The following is a 616-nucleotide window of genomic DNA, read 5'->3' on the forward strand; positions in this document are numbered from 1 at the left end:
ACATAATGAAAAGCCCCGGAAGACACTTGACCCGACAAATTATTCGCAAAAACGGTTCGAAAAACTTCCTCTGACTTCTCTTGCGAAATGCCCACCCCATATAAACCCATCGCCTGGAGCTTTGTATCAAAAGATGACATAACCGAGCGCGTAGCAGCTTTGACCGCTGATTCTGTCTCTTTTTCCGCCAATTTAATTCTCGCGAAATCAATCAGTACCGCTTGAAATAAAAAGATCGGCACAATGATTAGAATCAGATAGACGGAAACGGCTCCTCTTTCTGATCGAACGAATCTCTTCAAAAACTCCCCCCATTCTAATTATGGATGACAACGACGATCCCTTTCCGCTCTAGCTCTTTCCGAAAAACGTCGGAGATCACACCTTTGCCGCCTGCATCTTTTTTGAAAAAATGCCACACTACACCCTTCACTTGAGTTCCTTGGTGGATAAGCTCAAGATCCTTAGGAAGCTGCTCCAGCCGCAGCTGAGCCTCTGTCAGACTATAAAAGGCCTGATGGCCAATCCCGCGAGCATCCAACGCGTCAATTGTTCTGCTTTTACCAGACTCCGTTGTCAAAACGACTTCAGAACCGCTAACCAAAGATCGCAAGTA

1 protein-coding gene and 1 pseudogene are annotated in these 616 nt (G+C 45.9%); both read right to left on the reverse strand.

Annotated features, from left to right (window positions below):
• Positions 1-302, reverse strand: a 302-nt coding sequence (locus tag AC1DUA_RS39955) for a TadE/TadG family type IV pilus assembly protein (protein ID WP_477504923.1), incomplete at its 3' end; no start/stop codon positions are given.
• A 14-nt stretch (positions 303-316) separates the two neighbouring features.
• Positions 317-616 (reverse strand): annotated as a pseudogene (locus tag AC1DUA_RS39960) (hypothetical protein); the annotation flags it as partial.

This window comes from Paenibacillus sp. 01T422, from assembly GCF_056398785.1.